This window comes from Paraburkholderia largidicola (assembly GCF_013426895.1).
Lineage (GTDB): Bacteria > Pseudomonadota > Gammaproteobacteria > Burkholderiales > Burkholderiaceae > Paraburkholderia > Paraburkholderia largidicola.
Genome location: NZ_AP023174.1, coordinates 253348 through 271514, shown reverse-complemented (window position 1 = coordinate 271514; position 18167 = coordinate 253348). Strand labels below are relative to the sequence as shown.

Sequence of the window (18167 nt, the reverse complement as noted above, 5' to 3'; positions counted from 1 at the left end):
CGTGCCAGGATGAGCCTCACAGATGTTGCAGCGCTCCGTAGCGAGGTAGCGGCCCACCGCTCCCGCAGGATGCCCAGACGCACCGCCTGCTGACGCTTCAGCGGGCACGCGATCAGGGGCATCGCGAGGCGCTCATTTCGACGCGTGGGGTCGCGTCGACCGGCTTCGGTTCATCCCAATGCGGTCTTGATCTGTCTGAGTGCGTGAACAACGCACCGTACGTGATTTTTTTGACCTTGTTTTGGCGTGTCACCGTACCGAAATCCGTTCTACGGGGAACCGTAGGGAAGGTCCAGGCGTTTTTGAGAGCAGGTGTGTCGGATGGTGTTCAGCAAAGTTCTGACGGTATGTGCGATGTCGGCGGCCTTCGTGGCTAGCGCCGTCACGCCCGCGCACGCGGACCCGCTCGCGGACGCAGAGGCCGGCCCGCTCGGCCGCGCCCAGGTGCAGCGACTCGCGCTGGATGAAGACGGCTACCTGCCCGTCGTCAAGCTGAGCGAACAGATCGTCCGCATTCCCGTCGACGCCGACGGCAGCGTCACCCTCGAAACGACCATCTACAAGCCCGAAGGTCAGGGCCCGTTCCCGATGGTCGTGTTCAACCACGGCAAGATTCACGGCGATCCGCGCATGCAGACGCGCAGCGATCCCGTGTCGCTCGCGCGCGAATTCGTGCGCCGCGGCTACGTCGTGGTGGCGCCGAACCGCCAGGGCTTCGCGGATTCGGGCGGCACCTACGTGCAGGACGGCTGCGACGTGACGCGCAACGGCATGAGCCAGGCTGCCGACGTCGCGACGACCGTCGACTACATGTCGAAGCAAAGCTACGTGGACGCGAAGCGCATCGTCGTGGCGGGCACCTCGCACGGCGGCCTCGCAACGATTGCCTACGGCACGAACGCCGCGTCCGGCGTGCGCGGGCTGATCAATTTCTCCGGCGGCCTGCGCCAGGACGCCTGCACCGACTGGCAAGGCAATCTGACGCACGCCTTCGGCACGTACGGCGAAAAGACGCATGTGCCGTCGCTGTGGCTGTATGGCGACAACGACTCGATCTGGCCGTCCACACTCGTCTCGCAGATGTACGCCGCGTACACCGATAACGCGCAGGGCAAGGGCGCGACCGCGAAAATGGTCGATTTCGGCTCGTACAAGAATGACGCCCACCGTCTGGTCGGCGATCGCGACGGCGTGCAGGTCTGGTGGCCATCCGTCGAAGCGTTCCTTGCGCGCGTCGGCATGCCGACGGGCGTCCAGTACCGCGTCGCCGAGCCGACGCAGCCGAAGGCGACACATTTCGCGTCGATCGATGCCGTCGACTCCGTACCCTTCGTGGACGAAGCGGGCCGCGCTGGCTACCGCAATTTCCTGCATCAATATCCGAGCCGCGCGTTCGCGGTGTCCGATTCGGGCGCATGGTCGTGGGCGGAAGGCGGTGACGATCCGATGTCGGTGGCCGTCGCCAACTGCCAGAAGCAGAGCGCGGACCCGTGCCATCTGTATGCGGTCAACGACGCTGTCGTATGGAAAGACGGCGCAACCCAAACGGCCGACGCCGACTCCCCTTCGAAGGACGGCAGCAAGCCCGCCCTGGCTAGCCGCTGATGCTCTCGCCGCCCGTTGCGTGTAGCGCGACGGGCAAAACTCCCTGATCTGCCTTGTTTTTCGAGCGCACCCGGCTGCGTCGGGCGCGTTCGCGCATCCCCACCACACCTGAATCCGTCCGTCGAAGCGGTTCGTTGCCGGTCCGTGCTCGCCCCTTCACGGGCCGCCGGATAGCACACGAGTTATCGAGCCCCGTCTCCATCACCGCCGCCTGTAGATGCACGCCCTCCGCACCTCCCAGGCCTGCGTACTTCCCTGCCTGCGCCCGCACACCCGGCACACGTTCCTCGATACAGCCCTGAAAACGCCCCCACACCATAGAATTTTTTCACACGGGACCCCTGACTTTGCCGTCGTCATCTACGCCGATCTGCGGTCTTTGAAAACGAACGGGCGCGAGCTGTCGCGAACCCCCGGAAATCGCACGCAGGCCCTTGAAAACAGGGCATTTTCAGGTAGTGCATCGCTGCGGAGTTCGCGCTAATCTCACCTCCGCTGTCGCAAAAAAAGCGTGCTGCGGGAGGCCCTGCGAGCCTTTGCAGCCCATGGTCGCGGCAGCCAATCCGACACAACGGAAAGCGCCCGCGATCGCCGTCACCGACGCAGCGAATGACGCTTCCCGTCGCCGGATTCCAGGTGGACGTCAACCGTCCCGATTCGCCAGCAGCATTTGCATGACCGACACGCACGACGCGCGCCGCGCCCCCAACGCCCGCGCCCTGCCCGGTTCATGCCCGGAGCAGTTTTGAATACACAGGCAAACGAAGACTGGATCGCCCGCAGCCTGCGCGCTGTGTGGCATCCCTGTACGCAGATGAAGCATCACGAGCGCTATCCGCTCGTGCCCGTATCGCGCGGCGCCGGCGCGTGGCTCTACGATCGCGCCGGACACCGTTATCTCGACGCGATCAGTTCGTGGTGGGTGAACCTGTTCGGCCACGCGAACCCGCGCATCAACGCGGCGCTGAAAGATCAGCTCGACACGCTCGAGCACGCGATGCTCGCCGGCTGCACGCACGAACCCGCAATCGAACTCGCCGAACGTTTGAGCGCGCTCACGCAGAACACGCTCGGTCACGCGTTCTTCGCGTCGGACGGCGCGTCGGCCGTCGAAATCGCGCTGAAGATGAGCTTCCATTCCTGGCGCAACCGCGGCTACGACTACAAGCGCGAGTTCGTCTGCGTCGCGAACAGCTACCACGGCGAAACGATTGGCGCGCTCGGCGTCACCGACGTCGCGCTGTTCAAGGACGCCTATGATCCGCTGATCCGCAACGCACACGTGGTCGCATCGCCCGATGCGCGTTTCGCACGCGAAGGCGAAACGGCCGCCGACGTCGCGCAACGTGCGCTCGCCGATGTGCGCTCGCTGTTCGAATCGCGCGCCGACAATATCGCTGCGCTGATCGTCGAGCCGCTCGTGCAATGCGCGGCGGGCATGGCGATGCACGACGCGTCGTATATCGCAGGCTTGCGCGCGCTGTGCGACCGCTACGGCGTCCATCTGATCGCCGACGAAATCGCCGTCGGCTGCGGCCGCACGGGCACGTTCTTCGCGTGCGAACAGGCTGGCGTGTGGCCCGACTTCCTGTGTCTGTCGAAGGGCATCAGCGGCGGCTATCTGCCGCTGTCGATCGTGCTGTCGCGCGACGAAATCTTCGCCGCCTTCTACGACGACGACACCACGCGCGGCTTTCTGCATTCGCATTCGTACACGGGCAATCCGCTCGCGTGCCGCGCAGCGCTCGCCACGCTCGACCTGTTCGCGAGCGACAACGTGCTCGCTGCGAACGAAAAAAAATCGGCGGCACTGCGCGCCGCGCTCGAACCGCTCACGCAACACGCGCAGGTGCGCAATCTGCGCCAGCGCGGCACGATCATCGCGTTCGATGCCGTCATCGACGATGTCAATGCTGCGAAGACCTTCTCGCGCCGCTTCTTCGAAAACGCATTGCAGCGCGAGATGCTGCTGCGCCCGATCGGCACGACCGTGTACCTGATGCCGCCGTACATTCTCGACGACGAAGAAATCGCGCTGCTCGCCGAGCGCACGCGCGCCACGTTCGAAGCGACACTGACGGAGGCGTGCTGATGCAGTTGCTTGAAACGCTTGAACAAGGCTTGCAGGACATCGACGCACGCGGCCTGCGCCGCCGTCGCCGCACCGTCGATTCGCCGTGCTCCGCGCATATGACGGTCGACGGCCGCAACATCATCGGCTTTGCGAGCAACGACTATCTCGGCCTCGCTGCACATCCGCTGCTCGTCGCGGCGATTGCGGAAGGCGCGCGCCGCTATGGCGCGGGCAGCGGCGGCTCGCATCTGCTCGGCGGCCATTCGCGCGCGCACGCGCAACTCGAAGACGATCTCGCCGAATTCGCGGGCGGCTTCGTCGACAATCCGCGCGCGCTGTATTTCAGCACCGGCTATATGGCGAATCTCGCGACGCTCACGGCGCTCGCAGGCCGTGGCACGACGCTGTTCTCCGATTCGCTCAATCATGCGTCGCTGATCGACGGCGCGCGGCTTTCGCGTGCCGACATCCAGATCTATCCGCACGCAGATGCCGAAGCGTTGAGCGCGATGCTCGACGCGTCCGACGCTGCCGTGAAGCTGATCGTCACCGACACCGTCTTCAGCATGGACGGCGATATCGCGCCGCTCGCGCGTCTCCTCGAACTGGCTGAGAAACACGGCGCATGGCTCGTCGTCGACGATGCGCACGGCTTCGGCGTGCTCGGTCCGCAAGGTCGCGGTGCGATTGCCGAAGCCGCGTTGCGCTCGCCGCATCTGATCTCCATCGGCACGCTCGGCAAGGCAGCGGGTGTGTCGGGTGCGTTCGTCGTTGCGCACGAGACCGTGATCGAATGGCTCGTGCAGCGCGCGCGTCCGTATATCTTTACGACGGCGTCGGTGCCGTCTGCGGCGCATGCCGTGTCGGCGAGCCTGCGCATCATCGGCGGTGACGAGGGTGAGCACCGGCGCACGCATCTGCGCGCGCTGATCGCGCGCACGCGCGACATGATGAAGCGCACGCCGTGGCTGCCCGTCGATTCGCATACTGCCGTGCAGCCGCTCATCATCGGCGCGAACGACGCGACGCTCGACATCGCCGCTTCGCTCGATCGCGCGAATCTGTGGGTACCCGCGATCCGTCCGCCGACCGTGCCCGAAGGCACGTCGCGTCTGCGCATTTCGCTGTCGGCCGCGCATTCGCACAACGATCTCGACCTGCTCGAAAGCGCGCTGATGAAGACGGCGGAGGCGGCGGCATGAGTAACGCACTGTCTCTCTTCGTCACGGGCACCGATACGGAAATCGGCAAGACTCTGGTGTCGGCAGCACTGCTGCGTGGCTTCGCGCGCGAAGGACTGCGCGCGACCGCGATGAAGCCGATCGCGGCGGGCGCGTCGCTGGTGGATGGCGTGCTGCACAACGAAGACGCCGATCAGCTCGACGCTGCCGCCAATGTGCTGCTGCCGCCTGAGATTCGCACGCCTTTCATGCTCAGGGAACCGGCAGCGCCGCATATTGCCGCCGCGCTCGAAAACGTGATGCTCGACATGACGCGCATCGTCGACGCGCACAACGCGGCGTTGCAGATGGCCGATGTCGTCGTGGTGGAAGGCGTGGGCGGGTTTCGCGTGCCGCTCACCGACGCGCACGACACCGCCGATCTCGCGTTCGCATTGAATCTGCCTGTGGTGCTGGTCGTCGGCATGCGGTTGGGCTGCATCAGCCACGCGCTGCTGACGGCGGAAGCGATCGCCGCGCGCGGGCTGCCGATCGTCGGCTGGGTCGCGAACCGCGTCGACCCGTCGATGCTGTTTCCCGACGAAAACATCGCGGCGCTACGCGACCGGCTCGACCGGCTGTACGGCGCGCCGTTGCTCGGCATCGTGCCGCATCTGAGCCCTGCGTCAGCGGATATCGCCGCGACGCATCTCGATACCAACCGACTATTGCAGACGCTGCGGGCCGCGCAGCGCTAGCCGCCCGCCGCCCGCCGCCTGCCGCTCGTCTGCTAAAGACCTTCAAAAAATCAGATCATCGAGGATCGATCCCATGAGCCATATCACCACTGCTTCACTGCCCGTCACGCCGTCGCAGGCGGCCGCCGCTGCCGATGCCGCCGCCACTCGCTGGCGCGTCGCCGACGTCGTCGCGCTGTACGAACTGCCGTTCAACGATCTGCTGTTCCGCGCGCAACAGGTGCATCGCGAGCATTTCGACGCGAACACCGTGCAACTGTCCACGCTGCTGTCGATCAAGACGGGCGGCTGCGAGGAAGACTGCGCTTACTGTCCGCAATCGGTGCATCACGACACGGGGCTGAAGGCCGAAAAGCTGATGGAAGTCGACGACGTGCTGGCTGCTGCGCGCGTGGCGAAACAGAATGGCGCGACGCGATTCTGCATGGGCGCTGCATGGCGCAATCCAAAAGACCGTCATCTCGAGCCGATCAAGGACATGATTCGCGGCGTGAAGGCGATGGGCCTCGAAACCTGCGTGACGCTCGGCATGCTCGAAACGCATCAGGCGCAGAGTCTGCGCGACGCGGGTCTCGACTACTACAACCATAACCTCGACACATCGCCCGAGTTCTACGGCCAGATCATTTCGACGCGCACCTATCAGGACCGGCTCGAAACGCTGGAGCGGGTGCGCGACGCGGGCATCAACGTATGCTGCGGCGGCATCGTCGGCATGGGCGAGTCGCGCCGCGAACGCGCGGGGCTGATCGCGCAGCTCGCGAATATGGAGCCTTATCCGGAATCGGTGCCTATCAACAACCTGGTGCAGGTGGAAGGCACGCCGCTCACGGGCACGGAAGCGCTCGATCCGTTCGAGTTCGTGCGTTCGATCGCCGTCGCGCGGATCACGATGCCGCGGGCTATGGTGCGGTTGTCGGCTGGCCGTGAACAGATGGACGAGGCACTGCAGGCGTTGTGCTTTCTTGCTGGCGCGAATTCGATTTTCTACGGCGATCAGTTGCTGACGACGAGTAATCCGCAGGCGGAGGCCGATCGCAAGCTGCTCGAACGGTTGGGGATTCGCGCGGAGGCGGCGCAGCAGATGCCGGTCGAGCGCAGCGGCGGCTGCGAGCATGGATGTGACGGGCATTGATGTTTTTTTGCCGCGCGGCGGCGGCGTTGGATTGATGCTGGCCGGGGGGTGAGGCTTTCCGGACGTTAGAGTTTTTGTCCTGCGCGGACGCTGTTGGTGTTTTGTTTTTTTGCGTTCGCTTCTGCTGGCATCCGCGTTTTGTTAGCGTGCTTCAAGCGTTGCCCCTGTGCGGGGCGGCACCTACTTTTCTTTGCCGCCGCAAAGAAAAGTAGGCAAAAGAAAGCGGCTCACACCGCCAGTTCTTGTTCCTGCCTGAGGGCCCCCAAAGGGTCTTACACTTCACACGGCAACCACGTGACCCACGTTCGTTGCCAGCGCTCTTGCGATGCGCCTCACCCGCTTCGCCCTCCCGCGTTACAGCATGCCGCGCCACACAGTCCACCGCCGCCCAGGTGGCAAACTGTGTGTCGGCCCAAGTGCTCCACACGCCTCACTCCGGACCGATAGCGCACGCGCCCCACCCTGTAAGAGCCCCAGGCTATACGACGCGACAACCTACACACAGTTTGCCACCTGGGCTGCACATATCATTCGCTGCCGTCTGCCTTTGTATGGGTGCCTGACGCGGGTGATGCGATTGTTCGAAGCGTTGGCAACGAGCACGGACCAAGGGCACTGCCGTGTGAAGGATGGGGACGTTGGGGGCCCGTGGATAGGAACACGGGCTGGCGGTGTGAGCCGCTTTCTTTTGCCTACTTTTCTTTGCGGCGGTGTACAGACTGGAGACATCGCTGACAGGTGTACAGGGACATGACTGACACTTTCGGGTAATCAAACGCCCGGATTCCAACCATGCCCTGGGATGTAAAAGACACCATGAATCGTCGCGAAGACTTCGTCTGCGAGGCCGCCACACAGGCGCTCCCGTTCAGCGAGCTATGCCGTAAATTCAAGATCACCCGCCAGACCGGCTACAAGTGGCTCGCCCGCCACAAGTCTGAGGGTAGCAAGGGGCTGGCCGACCGCTCCCGGCGCCCGCATCACAGCCCCACACGCTCACCGGAGCACATCGAGGCACTGGTGCTGGACCTGCGCCGCCAGCATGGCTGGGGCGGACGCAAGATCGCACGGCGCCTGCGCGATCTGGGCCAGATTGAGGTTCCCGCGCCCGCCACCATCACCGAGATCCTGCGACGCCACGGGCTCATTGACGAGCAGGCGTCCCGCCAGCGCCAGCACTGGCAACGCTTCGAGCACGAGCATCCGAACTCGTTGTGGCAGATGGACTTCAAGGGCGACTTCCCGACGCTGGAGAGCGGGCGCTGCGCGCCGCTGACGGTCATCGATGACCACTCGCGCTACAACATCGTGCTGAGCGCCTGCGCGCGCACCACCACCGGGATCGTGCAGGCAGAGCTTGAGCGGGCGTTTCGCTGCTACGGGCTGCCATCGCGCATCAACACCGACAACGGCGCGCCGTGGGGCTCGCCCAGTGCGCCGGGGCAGCTCACCGAGCTCGCGGTCTGGCTGATCCGGCTGGGCATCCAGGTGAGCTATAGCCGCCCGTATCACCCGCAGACCAATGGCAAGGATGAACGGTTTCACCGCTCGCTGAAGGCCGAAGTGCTGGAGCGGCACACGTTCACCACGCACGCGCACGTGCAGCAGGTACTGGATCGCTGGCGGCAGGTGTACAACACCGAGCGTCCGCATGAGGCACTGGACATGGCGGTGCCGGTCACCCGCTACGCGTGCAGCCTGCGCAGGATGCCGGAGCGGCTGCCCGAGCCCGAATACGGTTGCGGCGATGAAGTGCTACAGGTCAATGCAAGCGGCGTGGTGCGCGTGCGAGGCGAGAAAGTGAAGCTCTCGATTGCGCTCAAGGGGCTGCAGGTGGCAGCCCGCCCGAGCGAAAACGAAGACGGAGTGATCGAGCTCTGGTTTGCCCATCAGCGAGTCGCAAAACTTGACCTGAAGACAGTAAAACCCTGACCATCATGTGTCAGCGATGTCCCTGTACATGTGTCAACCATGTCTCCAGTCTGTACACGGCGGCAAAGAAAAGTAGGTGCCGCCCCGCACAGGGGCAACGCCTGAAGCAAGATAACAAACCGCGGATGCCAGCGCGAAAGCCGAAACACCGCCCGGCAACAACAGCGCCACGCGGATACCCGCGAAAAAGCAAAAACAAAAGCCCGGCGCGCAGCACCTACTTCCTGTCTACGATGATCTGATCGAACGTCCCGCCATCGGCAAAGTGAGTCTGCTGCGCCTTCTGCCAGCTACCGAACACCTGTTCGACAGTGAACGTCTTCAGCGGCTTGAACTCACTCGCGTGCTTGGCAAGCACAGCCGGATCGCGCGGACGCAAATGATGCTGCGCGATGATCTCCTGCGCGGGCGCCGTGTACAGATAGTCGACATACGCCTGCGCTTCCTTCCGCGTGCCGCGCTTGTCGACAACCTTGTCGACGATCGTCACGGGCGGCTCGGCGAGAATGCTCATCGACGGATACACGGCCTCGAAGCTGCCCGCGCCCACGCCCGTGTCGATCAGCGACACTTCGTTCTCGAACGTCACCAGCACATCGCCGATGTCGCGCTGCGTGAACGTCGTCGTCGCGCCACGTCCGCCCGTGTCGAGCACGGGAACGTTACGGAAGATCGCCTTTTCGAAGTCGAGCGCCTGCGCATCCGTTGCACCGTTCTGCTTCTTGTACCCCCACGCGGCCAGATACGTGTAGCGGCCATTGCCCGCCGTCTTCGGATTAGGAATCACGACCTGCACGCCGGGCTTCGCCAGATCGTCCCAGTCCTTGATGTGCTTCGGATTGCCCTTGCGCACGAGGAACACCATCGTCGTCGTGTACGGCGCGCTGTTGTTCGGCAGGCGCGCGCGCCAGTTCGCGGGTACGAGCTGGCCACGCTCGGCGAGCAGGTCGATGTCGTTCGGCTGGTTCATCGTCACGACGTCGGCCTGCAACCCCTGCAGCACCGACAGCGCCTGCGCGCTCGATGCACCGTGCGACTGCTTCACCGACACCGTCTCGCCGCTCTTCTGCTTGTACGCCGCGATGAATCCCGGATTGATGTCCTTGTACAACTCGCGCGTGACGTCGTACGACACGTTGAGCAGCGATGCATCCGCATGCGCGCTCTGCGCTACGCCGAACGAAAGCGTCAACGTCATGAAGCCAGCCGCGAGTCTGCGCGTTTGATCCCCTCTGCCTGCCATCTTTTCCCCGCTTGTCAATGATGAAGCATGTCGCCGCGACGCTGCGGCTGGAGCAGCGATTCTAGCGGATCGATTCGTGCGATTCCTGAGAACGCCTGGATTAATTCCTATGTCGTCCGGCCAGGTTTCTCGACACGGTAGTCACGCGTACGATTGATTCGTAACGGTGCTCGCAAATCGCAGCTCTTCGCGTTGTAGCGCAATTTGCCGTAGTTCGTCCGTTGGGTTTTCTGATCGAACAGAACCCTGCTTCAGAAAGATTTTGCTTAGGATGGAGCCAATGGAAACACTGGAAAAACCTCTTGCGAAGCGCCGCTTTCACGCGCTTCGGCTGATTCACGGCGGTCTCAACATGGAGGCACGAATGACCCGGGCTGAAACCACAATCGAACACATTCTCCAGGACCTCGAAGACCTCAAACGCGAGGTGCGTGAATTGAGGACCTATGTCGACCAGCGCTTCAGCGCGCTCGAAAGTGCTATGCGCACCGAATTCCGCCTGCTGTGGGCGGCGAACTTCGCGCTCGCCGGCCTGCTGGCGAAGGGCTTCCACTGGATCTGATGCATAGGGCGTTGCGATGCCGCAGCGTCTAGCTGAAAGCCTGCGTGGCGAGCGCCTCGCTCTCATCGTGAAACCGTAGCGGCGCGGCGCAATGCGCGAGCGTGTCGACGAAGTATTTCGCGCGCGGCCAGGGCCCAAAGCCCGCGGCGGTATTGATGTGACCTGAGTCACCCAGATTGACGAACGCGCTGCCCAGGTGCCTTGCCAGCTCGCGCGCATCGGCGAGCGTCATCCACGGGTCGGTCTCGCTGCCGATCAAAATGGACGGGACGCCAAGACGGCGTGCGTCGAATGTGCCCGCAAACCAGAACTTCTTCGGGCTGGCAGGCGCGACGAAGAGTACGCCTGCTATATCGGCAACCGGCACGCCTTGTTGCAAAGCATGCGCGGTGGCGAGGCATCCGAAGCTGTGCGCAGCGAGCACGAACGGCCCGCGCTCCTTCGTCAGCACATCGCGCACGGACTGCGCCCATCGCGCTAGATCCGGCGCGTCCCAATCCGCCTGCTCGACTCGCAATGCGCGTGGGAATTGGCGCTCCAACCAGGTTTGCCAGTGCGCGCCTTCGCTGCCGTGCAAGCCCGGCACGGTCACGAGCCGCGGCGGCCAGATCGATCGGGTGCACGAAAACATGATTCTTTCCTTGTAGCGGGAATCTGGAAATCATTGTCGCGTGGGCGGCGCATGGCTTGAACCAATTTTTCGTGCTTTGCATATCGCCGTGTCGCCGCGCATGCTGACTCGCGCCTGCATCCTGCGCCTCGCGTAGCCGGGAACGCGCGCGAAGGTCGGCGAAAAAGTAGAATGAAGCCTATCCATAAAAGCACCTTGCCCCCTGGTGACTGCAACGCTCAACCGGCCACGCATGAAAGTCCTGTTCTATACACCGCAATCCGATGCCGACGTCTGGCTGCGCGACCTGTCGCGCGCACTGCCGGGCGTCGACCTGCGCGAATGGCAACCGGGCGACAACGCCCCCGCCGATGTCGCCGTCGTCTGGAAGCCGCCGCGTGAGATGCTCGCCGGCCGCGACGACTTGCGCGCGGTCTTCAACCTGGGCGCCGGTGTCGACGCGATCCTGAGGCTGGAACGCGAGCATCCCGGCACGCTGCCGCGCAGCGCGCAACTCGTGCGGCTCGAAGACACAGGCATGGCACAGCAGATGGCCGAGTACGTGATGCACGCCGTGCTGCGTTATATGCGCCGCTTCGACGAATACGACCGGTTGCAGGCAGAACAGCGCTGGCATGTGCTCGAACCGCACGCGCGCGAAACGTTCACGGTCGGCGTGCTCGGTCTGGGCGTGCTCGGCTCACATGTCGCGACGACGCTCGCCGCGGCCGGCTTTCCGGTACGCGGCTTCAGTCGCAGCGAGAGAGCGATCGAAGGTGTCGAGACCTTCGCGGGCGAAGCGCAGTTCGACGCATTCCTCGATGGCGTCAAGGTGCTCGTCAATCTGCTGCCGCACACGCCCGACACGCACGGCGTGCTGAACCAGCGCAACCTGGCGAAGCTCACGCCCGGCGCGTACCTCGTCAATATCGCGCGTGGCGCGCATCTCGTCGAACAGGATTTGCTCGTCGCGTTGGAACAAGGGCAGATTGCCGCAGCGACGCTCGATGTATTCGTCGAAGAACCCTTGCCGCCGCAGCATCCGTTCTGGAAGCACCCGCGCATTTCGATCACGCCGCATATCTCGGCGTTGACGCTGCGCGAAGAAAGCATCGCGCAGATCGTGCAGAAGATCGGCGCGCTGATGCGTGATGAGCCGATTGGCGGAATCGTCGATATCGGGCGCGGCTATTGAGCGCGTCGGCAGAACAATAGTCACGCGGCAGCGCGTGACCCGCAGGGGCGGGAGCAAGCGGCAACGTCTGGCTCCCGTCGACACAGGAGACAAAGCATGGCCATGCCACAAGCGGTAAAAATCGTCGAAGTCGGTCCGCGCGACGGGCTGCAGAACGAGAAGGAATTCGTACCCACCAACATCAAGATCGAGTTGATCAATCGTCTGTCGGCGGCCGGATTTAGAAACGTAGAAGCGGCTTCGTTCGTGTCGCCCAAGTGGGTGCCGCAGATGGCCGATGGCGCCGACGTGATGGCGGGCATCGAGCGTCGCACGGGGACGATCTACTCGGTGCTGACGCCGAACCTGCGCGGCTTCGAAGGCGCCGTCGCGGCACGCGCGGACGAGATCGTGATCTTCGGCGCGGCGAGCGAGGCGTTCTCGCAAAAGAACATCAATTGCAGTATTGCGGAAAGCATCGAGCGCTTCGTGCCCGTCGCGCAGGCTGCCAAAGAGCAAGGCATCCGCATACGCGGCAGCGTGTCGTGCTCGCTCGGTTGTCCGTATCAGGGTGAAGTGCCCGTCGCGTCGGTCGTCGATGTCGTCGAGCGTTTCGCTGCGCTCGGCTGCGACGAGATCGATATCGCCGATACGATCGGCGTCGGCACGCCCAGCCGCACGCGCGAAGTGTTCGCCGCTGTCACGCAGGTGTTTCCGCGCGAGCGGCTATCGGGGCATTTCCACGATACATATGGCCAGGCGCTCGCGAACATCTACGCCGCGCTGCAGGAAGGCATCGAGATTTTTCATGCGTCGATTGCAGGACTCGGCGGCTGTCCGTACGCGAAAGGCGCAACGGGCAACGTCGCCACGGAAGACGTGCTGTATCTGATGAACGGACTCGGCATCGAGACGGGCATCGACCTCGCGAAGGTCGTGGAGATCGGCGATTTCATTTCGACGTCGATCGGCAAGCCGAACGTATCGCGCGCGGGCAAGGCGCTGCTGGCGAAGGCGCGCAGCGAAAAGTCCACCTGCGTATGACCCATCACAGGAACACAACACATGTCGGATAACGCAACGGTACAAACGCCTCACACGCCCGATCTGGATTCGCTGCCGGAGTCGGCGCGGCGCGTCGCGCTTTTGCTGCGCGAGCGCGGCCACGCTGGACAGGTCGTCATGCTGCCGGAAACGGGCAAGACCTCGGCGGAAGCGGCGGCGGGACTCGGCTGCTCGATCGCGCAGATCGCCAAGTCGATCCTGTTTCGCCGCCGCGAAGACGATGCGCCCGTGCTGATCATCGCGAGCGGCGCGAATCGCGTCGATGAAAAGAAGGTGGCGGCGCAGGTCGGCGACATCGCACGCGCCGACGCGAAGTTTGTGCGTGAGAAAACGGGTTATGCGATTGGCGGCGTGTGTCCGATCGGTCACGCAACGACGCCCGTCACGCTGATCGACGCCGATCTCTTCACGCTCGACAGCCTGTGGGCAGCCGCCGGTCATCCGCATGCGGTGTTCAATCTGACACCGCAGGAACTCGCTACGCTGACGGGCGCGCCTGTCGTCGACGTGGCGTTGCGCGAGACAGCATGACAGCCGACGCCGCTCGCGCTCAGGACGCGGCGCAAGCCATCGCGCCCGTCCCTTCGCCATGCATCAACGTGTGCCGGATGAATCGGTCCACGGGCCTGTGCGAAGGTTGCCTGCGCACGATCGACGAAATCGCGAACTGGTCTTCGTTCGACGACGCGGCAAAGCGCGCGGTGTGGGATGAAATCGACAGGCGTCACGTCGACTTCATGGCGAAGCAGTCACCCAACCGCGAGACGAACACATGAACACGCCGCCGCGCGTCGTCACGGTCGGCGAGTCATTCAGCGCGACGCTGAGCCTCGTGGCGGAGTCGATCAAATCGTTCGCCACGCTCGTGAACGACCTCAACCCGCTCCATCATGATGACGCGTACGCAGCGCAAAGCCGCTTCGGTGGTCTGATCGCCTCCGGCACGCAGCCGACCGCGCACTTCATGGCGCTGCTCGCCACGCATTACTCGACCTATGCGCAGCCGCTCGGGCTCGAGTTCGACATCAAGCTGAAGAAAGCCGCGCACAGCGGCGACACGCTGACGATGACCTGGCGCGTCGTCGGCGCATTCTGGAAAGCAAGCCTCAACGGCGATCTGACGCAGCTCGAAGGCAGCGTCGTGAACCAGCGCAGCGAAACGGTGCTGATCGGCAAGTCGACGATACTCGTGATGCCGAAGCCCGTCGCACAGGAAGGCAGCGCATGATCGCGCTGCCGCCATCCATACGCGTGTTCGAACGCGGCTGGCTGTCGTCGAACAACGTGCTACTCGTCGACGATGCAAGCGCGGCGCTCGTCGATACCGGCTACGCGTCGCACGCGGCGCAAACGGTGGCGCTCGTCAGACATGCGCTCGGCACGCGGCCACTCGACCTGATCGTCAACACGCATTTGCATTCGGATCACTGCGGCGGCAATGCGCAATTGCAGGCAACGTGGCCGTGCCGGACGCTGATTCCATCGACGGAAGCGGATGCGGTGCGCGAATGGGACGAGTCGCGTCTGACCTTTCACGCAACCGGTCAATTCTGCGAACGTTTCGCATTCTCGGACACGATCGAACCGGGCAGGCACCTGACGCTCGGCGCGCTCGACTGGGAGGTGCTCGGCGCGCCGGGCCACGACCCGCATTCGCTGATGCTCTATTGCGCCGGGCAAAAGCTGCTGATCAGCGCCGATGCACTGTGGGAAAACGGCTTCGGTGTGATCTTTCCGGAACTCGAAGGCGAAAGCGGTTTCGCCGAGCAACAAGCCGTGCTCGAACTGATCGGCACGCTCGACGTAAAGACCGTGATCCCGGGCCACGGCGCGCCGTTTGCCGGCGTGAATGCGGCACTCGACCGCGCGTTGTCGCGCGTCGCGTGGTTACGCGCCGATCCGGCACGTAACGCGAAAAACGCGCTGAAGGTGTTGATCGTGTTCAAGCTGCTCGACGCACGCACGCTATCTTTCGAAGCCTTGCTGCGCATGCTCGACGACGCAAGCGTGATGCGGGCCGCGGCATCGATGCTGAAACCGCGCAGCGCATGGCCCACGCTGCTGCGTGAACTGATAGAAGGATTGGCGGTGGAGAACGGGCCGTTGCAATTCGACGGCGAGCAGATCACTGCGCGCGCCGATTGATTCGTGAGACGAAGCCGCGTGCGGGCCCGTATAAAAAGAAAGCCGCTCGGCTTTCGGTTCGAGCGGCGCAATTACTGTTGACGTGATCAGCGTCGAAGAAATAATACCCGTGCGTAGCTTTCGAACGCATCGGTGATTTCCCTACAGATTCGTTAACGTCCGACCTGACACGTTATTCGGATTCCGTACTATCGGTATGAACTACCGTTATATGGAGTAGCGGCGCGTCGGCACGATGCGCCAGCCCAGATTGACGCCGGCCGCCGCAAGCAGGATCAACACCGCGCCAAGCACCTGAATCCACGCCAGCTTCTGTCCGAACGCGATCCGGTCGACGACGATCGCTACGACCGGATAGATGAATGACAACGCGCCCGTCATCGCTGTCGGCAGCTTCTGGATTGCGCCGTACAGCAGCACATACATGATCCCCGTGTTCACGATGCCGAGCGTGACGAGTTGCAACCAGTGCATGCCTGTGGTCGGCAACGCATCGTACTGCACGAACGGCGCGAGCATGACGACACCCGTCGTCACGGTAATCAGCGCGATAAGGTGCGGCGGCGTGTTCTTCAAGTGCTTTGTGATGATCGACGACACTGCGTACAGGAAAGCCGCGCCGACGGCAAACGCGACGCCTTGCAGATATTGTCCCGGCACCGCGAGCACGGCCGGTTCGACTTTCACGACGAACACGAGTCCGACGAACGCGATCAGCAGCCAGGCGACCGTCGATGCCGTCACACGCTCGCGGAACACCAGCGCACCGAGCGCGACGAGCATGAAAGGCTGCGTGCTGTAGACGGTGGTCGCCATCGAAATCGACGCGCGCGAGTATGCGGCGAACAGCAGCACCCAGTTCATGACGATGGCCGCGCTGCTGAGCGTAGAGAGCGCGATCACCTTCCACGAGAATAGCTTGCGTTTGAGCAGTCCGAGCACCGCACAGATCAGCAACAGCGTCGCGCCGCCGAACAGGCACCGGAAGAACGCGACATTCAGCGCCGATTGCTGTGACGATACGACCAGCCAGCCAATCGTCCCCGACATCAGCATCGCGAGGGTCATCTCGAACGCGCCGCGCCGCACTTCGTTGTTTGCTGCCATCTGAAACACTCCAGAAGAATCACATCTTGCAGAGAGTGTAATTAATCCGAAGTGGCCAATACATATCTAAAATCAGGTAATCGAGCCCATCGACCTTTATTGCGAAGGCCAAAATGACGAAGCGCCTTAATCCCGATACCCGGCAAGCTCCCGCACCCGCGACGCTCGACGACACCGACCGCATGCTGCTCGCAAGTCTCGCCGACGACGCGCGCCAGCCCGTCAGCGAACTCGCGCGCAGCGTCGGCCTGTCGGCGCCCGCGACGGCGGACCGCTTGCGGCGCCTCGACGCGCTAGGCGTGATCGAGCGTTTCACGGTGCAGATCGATCCGCGCGCACTCGGCTATACGCTGCAGGCGATCGTGCGCGTGAAGCCGCTGCCCGGTCAGCTGCATCTGGTGGAGGACGTGATTCGTCGGATTCCGGAGTTCGTCGAATGCGACAAGGTGACGGGCGACGATTGCTTCATCTGCCGCCTGTATCTGCGCTCGATCGATCAGCTCGACGAGATTCTGTCGAAAGTGACCGAGCGTGCGGAAACCAGCACCGCGATCGTCAAGTCAACGCCGGTACCGCGGCGCTTGCCGCCGCTCGCTTGAGAAAGCAAGCGGCTGGGAAGCGCCCGGCGATCAAAGCTCGACGGCTTCGAAGAAGGACAGCATCTCCGCGACGAGTTCAGCGGGCGCTTCCTCGGGAATGTAATGTCCGCACGGCAGCGAGCGGCCGCTGACGTCGCGCGCAACCTTGCGCCATTCGGCAATCGGCTCGAAGCATTTTTCGATCACGCCCTCCGCGCCCCACAGCACGCGCAGCGGACAGGCAATCTTGTGTCCGCGCTCGATATCGGCGCGATCGTGCTCGAGATCGATCGTCGCGGAGGCGCGGTAGTCCTCGCACATCGCGTGGACGGCGCCCGGCTGCCGCAAGGCCTTGCGATACTCGGCGAGCACCTCGGGCGCGAACGGCGCGAGGCCCGCGTGACGGCTACCCATCACGCGGTCGACGTAGACATCGGGATTGCCTTCGATCAGCGTCTCGGGCAGCGGCTCCGGCTGGATCAGGAAGAACCAGTGGAAATAGAGCGTCGCGAAGGTGCGGTCGGTGGCTTCGTACATCGCGAGCGTCGGCGCGATGTCGAGCAGCATCAGGCGTTCGACGGCATCGGGAAAGTCGAGCGCCATCCGGTGCGCGACTCGTGCGCCACGGTCGTGTGCGCAGACGAGAAAACGCTCGTAGCCGAAGTGGCGCATCACGGCGACCTGGTCGGCCGCCATCGCGCGCTTCGAATACGGCGCGTGCCTCGCGTCGCTGGGCGGTTTCGCCGACGCGCCGTAGCCGCGCAGGTCGGTCGCGATCACCGTGAAATGCTCGGCGAGTTGCGCCGCGCATCGATGCCAGATCAGATGGCTCTGCGGATGACCGTGCAGCAGCAGCAAAGGCGGCCCTGCTCCGCCTTTGACTCCATGAATATCGACGTCGCCGGCCGTGACCCGAAAAGGTGTGAAGTCCGCGAAGGGCATGTCGGTGCTCGTTGTCGTTGTAAGTCTGGGCATTGTAGAAGGCGACTGTGTCGCGACGAGTGGGATAGCCCACGCTT

At 63.7% G+C, this 18167-nt stretch carries 18 protein-coding genes; 14 read left to right on the top strand and 4 right to left on the bottom strand.

All coding sequences use genetic code 11. The features are described 5' to 3' along the window. Positions 1-321 precede the first annotated feature (321 nt). The 6 genes from PPGU16_RS01145 (at position 322) to PPGU16_RS01120 (ending at position 8664) form a co-directional block, all read left to right on the top strand. Positions 322-1605, top strand: a complete 1284-nt coding sequence (locus PPGU16_RS01145) for a dienelactone hydrolase family protein (protein ID WP_180721340.1) — start codon at positions 322-324, stop codon at positions 1603-1605. Between the two features lie 745 nt (positions 1606-2350). Further along, a complete protein-coding gene (gene bioA / locus PPGU16_RS01140) occupies positions 2351-3697 on the top strand; it encodes an adenosylmethionine--8-amino-7-oxononanoate transaminase (protein WP_243460562.1) in 1347 nt (448 codons plus the stop codon). After that, positions 3697-4881, top strand: coding sequence for an 8-amino-7-oxononanoate synthase (gene bioF, locus PPGU16_RS01135; protein ID WP_180721338.1), 1185 nt, complete (start codon positions 3697-3699; stop codon positions 4879-4881). The genes bioA and bioF overlap by 1 nt, the downstream gene beginning before the upstream one ends. Continuing rightward, positions 4878-5597, top strand: coding sequence for a dethiobiotin synthase (bioD, locus tag PPGU16_RS01130; protein WP_180721337.1), 720 nt, complete (start codon positions 4878-4880; stop codon positions 5595-5597). Before bioF ends, bioD begins: the two co-directional genes overlap by 4 nt. Positions 5598-5670: 73 nt before the next feature. Beyond that, positions 5671-6732, top strand: coding sequence for a biotin synthase BioB (gene bioB / locus PPGU16_RS01125; protein ID WP_180721336.1), 1062 nt, complete (start codon positions 5671-5673; stop codon positions 6730-6732). A gap of 792 nt (positions 6733-7524) precedes the next feature. Then, positions 7525-8664 carry an IS481 family transposase gene (locus PPGU16_RS01120; protein WP_180721335.1) on the top strand — a complete coding sequence of 380 codons (1140 nt, stop codon included), beginning with the start codon at positions 7525-7527 and terminating at the stop codon, positions 8662-8664. 217 nt (positions 8665-8881) lie between these two features. Here the strand turns inward: PPGU16_RS01120 and PPGU16_RS01115 are convergent, their stop codons facing one another. Next, positions 8882-9907, bottom strand: a complete 1026-nt coding sequence (locus PPGU16_RS01115; protein ID WP_180721334.1) for a sulfate ABC transporter substrate-binding protein — start codon at positions 9905-9907, stop codon at positions 8882-8884. A gap of 280 nt (positions 9908-10187) precedes the next feature. On the opposite strand from PPGU16_RS01115, the gene PPGU16_RS01110 reads away from it, so the two are divergent. Further along, the gene (locus PPGU16_RS01110; RefSeq protein WP_180721333.1) at positions 10188-10469 is read left to right on the top strand and encodes a hypothetical protein; all 282 of its coding nucleotides are present in this window, start codon (positions 10188-10190) and stop codon (positions 10467-10469) included. A 28-nt stretch (positions 10470-10497) separates the two neighbouring features. Here the strand turns inward: PPGU16_RS01110 and PPGU16_RS01105 are convergent, their stop codons facing one another. Next, positions 10498-11100, bottom strand: a complete 603-nt coding sequence (locus tag PPGU16_RS01105; protein WP_180721332.1) for an RBBP9/YdeN family alpha/beta hydrolase — start codon at positions 11098-11100, stop codon at positions 10498-10500. Between the two features lie 232 nt (positions 11101-11332). Between PPGU16_RS01105 and PPGU16_RS01100 the strand changes: the two genes are divergently transcribed. From PPGU16_RS01100 to PPGU16_RS01075, 6 genes are all read left to right on the top strand, one after another. After that, entirely contained in the window at positions 11333-12274 is a 942-nt protein-coding gene (locus PPGU16_RS01100) for a 2-hydroxyacid dehydrogenase (RefSeq protein ID WP_180721331.1), read from the top strand. A 96-nt stretch (positions 12275-12370) separates the two neighbouring features. After that, a complete protein-coding gene (locus PPGU16_RS01095; protein ID WP_180721330.1) occupies positions 12371-13297 on the top strand; it encodes a hydroxymethylglutaryl-CoA lyase in 927 nt (308 codons plus the stop codon). Between the two features lie 21 nt (positions 13298-13318). Next, complete coding sequence (locus tag PPGU16_RS01090; RefSeq protein WP_180721329.1) at positions 13319-13849, top strand: YbaK/EbsC family protein; 531 nt, start codon at positions 13319-13321, stop codon at positions 13847-13849. After that, complete coding sequence (locus tag PPGU16_RS01085; protein WP_180721328.1) at positions 13846-14094, top strand: DUF1289 domain-containing protein; 249 nt, start codon at positions 13846-13848, stop codon at positions 14092-14094. Before PPGU16_RS01090 ends, PPGU16_RS01085 begins: the two co-directional genes overlap by 4 nt. Further along, a complete protein-coding gene (locus PPGU16_RS01080) occupies positions 14091-14546 on the top strand; it encodes a MaoC family dehydratase (protein ID WP_180721327.1) in 456 nt (151 codons plus the stop codon). The genes PPGU16_RS01085 and PPGU16_RS01080 overlap by 4 nt, the downstream gene beginning before the upstream one ends. Beyond that, positions 14543-15463 (top strand): MBL fold metallo-hydrolase, encoded by a 921-nt coding sequence (locus PPGU16_RS01075; protein ID WP_180721326.1) that lies wholly within the window; start codon positions 14543-14545, stop codon positions 15461-15463. Before PPGU16_RS01080 ends, PPGU16_RS01075 begins: the two co-directional genes overlap by 4 nt. Positions 15464-15670: 207 nt before the next feature. Here PPGU16_RS01075 and PPGU16_RS01070 read toward each other — a convergent pair whose 3' ends face one another. Continuing rightward, positions 15671-16570, bottom strand: a complete 900-nt coding sequence (locus PPGU16_RS01070) for a DMT family transporter (protein WP_180721325.1) — start codon at positions 16568-16570, stop codon at positions 15671-15673. A 113-nt stretch (positions 16571-16683) separates the two neighbouring features. Between PPGU16_RS01070 and PPGU16_RS01065 the strand changes: the two genes are divergently transcribed. Continuing rightward, on the top strand, positions 16684-17169 hold the full coding sequence (locus PPGU16_RS01065; protein WP_180721324.1) for an Lrp/AsnC family transcriptional regulator: 486 nt from the start codon (positions 16684-16686) through the stop codon (positions 17167-17169). Positions 17170-17199: 30 nt separating this feature from the next. Here the strand turns inward: PPGU16_RS01065 and PPGU16_RS01060 are convergent, their stop codons facing one another. Further along, positions 17200-18090, bottom strand: coding sequence for an alpha/beta fold hydrolase (locus tag PPGU16_RS01060; RefSeq protein ID WP_180721323.1), 891 nt, complete (start codon positions 18088-18090; stop codon positions 17200-17202). Positions 18091-18167: the final 77 nt, after the last annotated feature.

Bases quoted from the DNA above. Each gene is read 5' to 3' on its own strand.
- PPGU16_RS01060 (WP_180721323.1), bottom strand. From the start codon at position 18,090: ATGCCCTTCGCGGACTTCACACCTTTTCGGGTCACGGCCGGCGACGTC.
- PPGU16_RS01110 (WP_180721333.1), top strand. From the start codon at position 10,188: ATGGAAACACTGGAAAAACCTCTTGCGAAGCGCCGCTTTCACGCGCTT.
- PPGU16_RS01145 (WP_180721340.1), top strand. From the start codon at position 322: ATGGTGTTCAGCAAAGTTCTGACGGTATGTGCGATGTCGGCGGCCTTC.
- PPGU16_RS01115 (WP_180721334.1), bottom strand. From the start codon at position 9,907: ATGGCAGGCAGAGGGGATCAAACGCGCAGACTCGCGGCTGGCTTCATG.
- PPGU16_RS01065 (WP_180721324.1), top strand. From the start codon at position 16,684: ATGACGAAGCGCCTTAATCCCGATACCCGGCAAGCTCCCGCACCCGCG.
- PPGU16_RS01075 (WP_180721326.1), top strand. From the start codon at position 14,543: ATGATCGCGCTGCCGCCATCCATACGCGTGTTCGAACGCGGCTGGCTG.
- PPGU16_RS01100 (WP_180721331.1), top strand. From the start codon at position 11,333: ATGAAAGTCCTGTTCTATACACCGCAATCCGATGCCGACGTCTGGCTG.
- PPGU16_RS01120 (WP_180721335.1), top strand. From the start codon at position 7,525: ATGCCCTGGGATGTAAAAGACACCATGAATCGTCGCGAAGACTTCGTC.
- PPGU16_RS01085 (WP_180721328.1), top strand. From the start codon at position 13,846: ATGACAGCCGACGCCGCTCGCGCTCAGGACGCGGCGCAAGCCATCGCG.
- bioF (WP_180721338.1), top strand. From the start codon at position 3,697: ATGCAGTTGCTTGAAACGCTTGAACAAGGCTTGCAGGACATCGACGCA.
- PPGU16_RS01080 (WP_180721327.1), top strand. From the start codon at position 14,091: ATGAACACGCCGCCGCGCGTCGTCACGGTCGGCGAGTCATTCAGCGCG.
- bioB (WP_180721336.1), top strand. From the start codon at position 5,671: ATGAGCCATATCACCACTGCTTCACTGCCCGTCACGCCGTCGCAGGCG.
- PPGU16_RS01070 (WP_180721325.1), bottom strand. From the start codon at position 16,570: ATGGCAGCAAACAACGAAGTGCGGCGCGGCGCGTTCGAGATGACCCTC.
- bioD (WP_180721337.1), top strand. From the start codon at position 4,878: ATGAGTAACGCACTGTCTCTCTTCGTCACGGGCACCGATACGGAAATC.
- PPGU16_RS01090 (WP_180721329.1), top strand. From the start codon at position 13,319: ATGTCGGATAACGCAACGGTACAAACGCCTCACACGCCCGATCTGGAT.
- PPGU16_RS01105 (WP_180721332.1), bottom strand. From the start codon at position 11,100: ATGTTTTCGTGCACCCGATCGATCTGGCCGCCGCGGCTCGTGACCGTG.
- PPGU16_RS01095 (WP_180721330.1), top strand. From the start codon at position 12,371: ATGGCCATGCCACAAGCGGTAAAAATCGTCGAAGTCGGTCCGCGCGAC.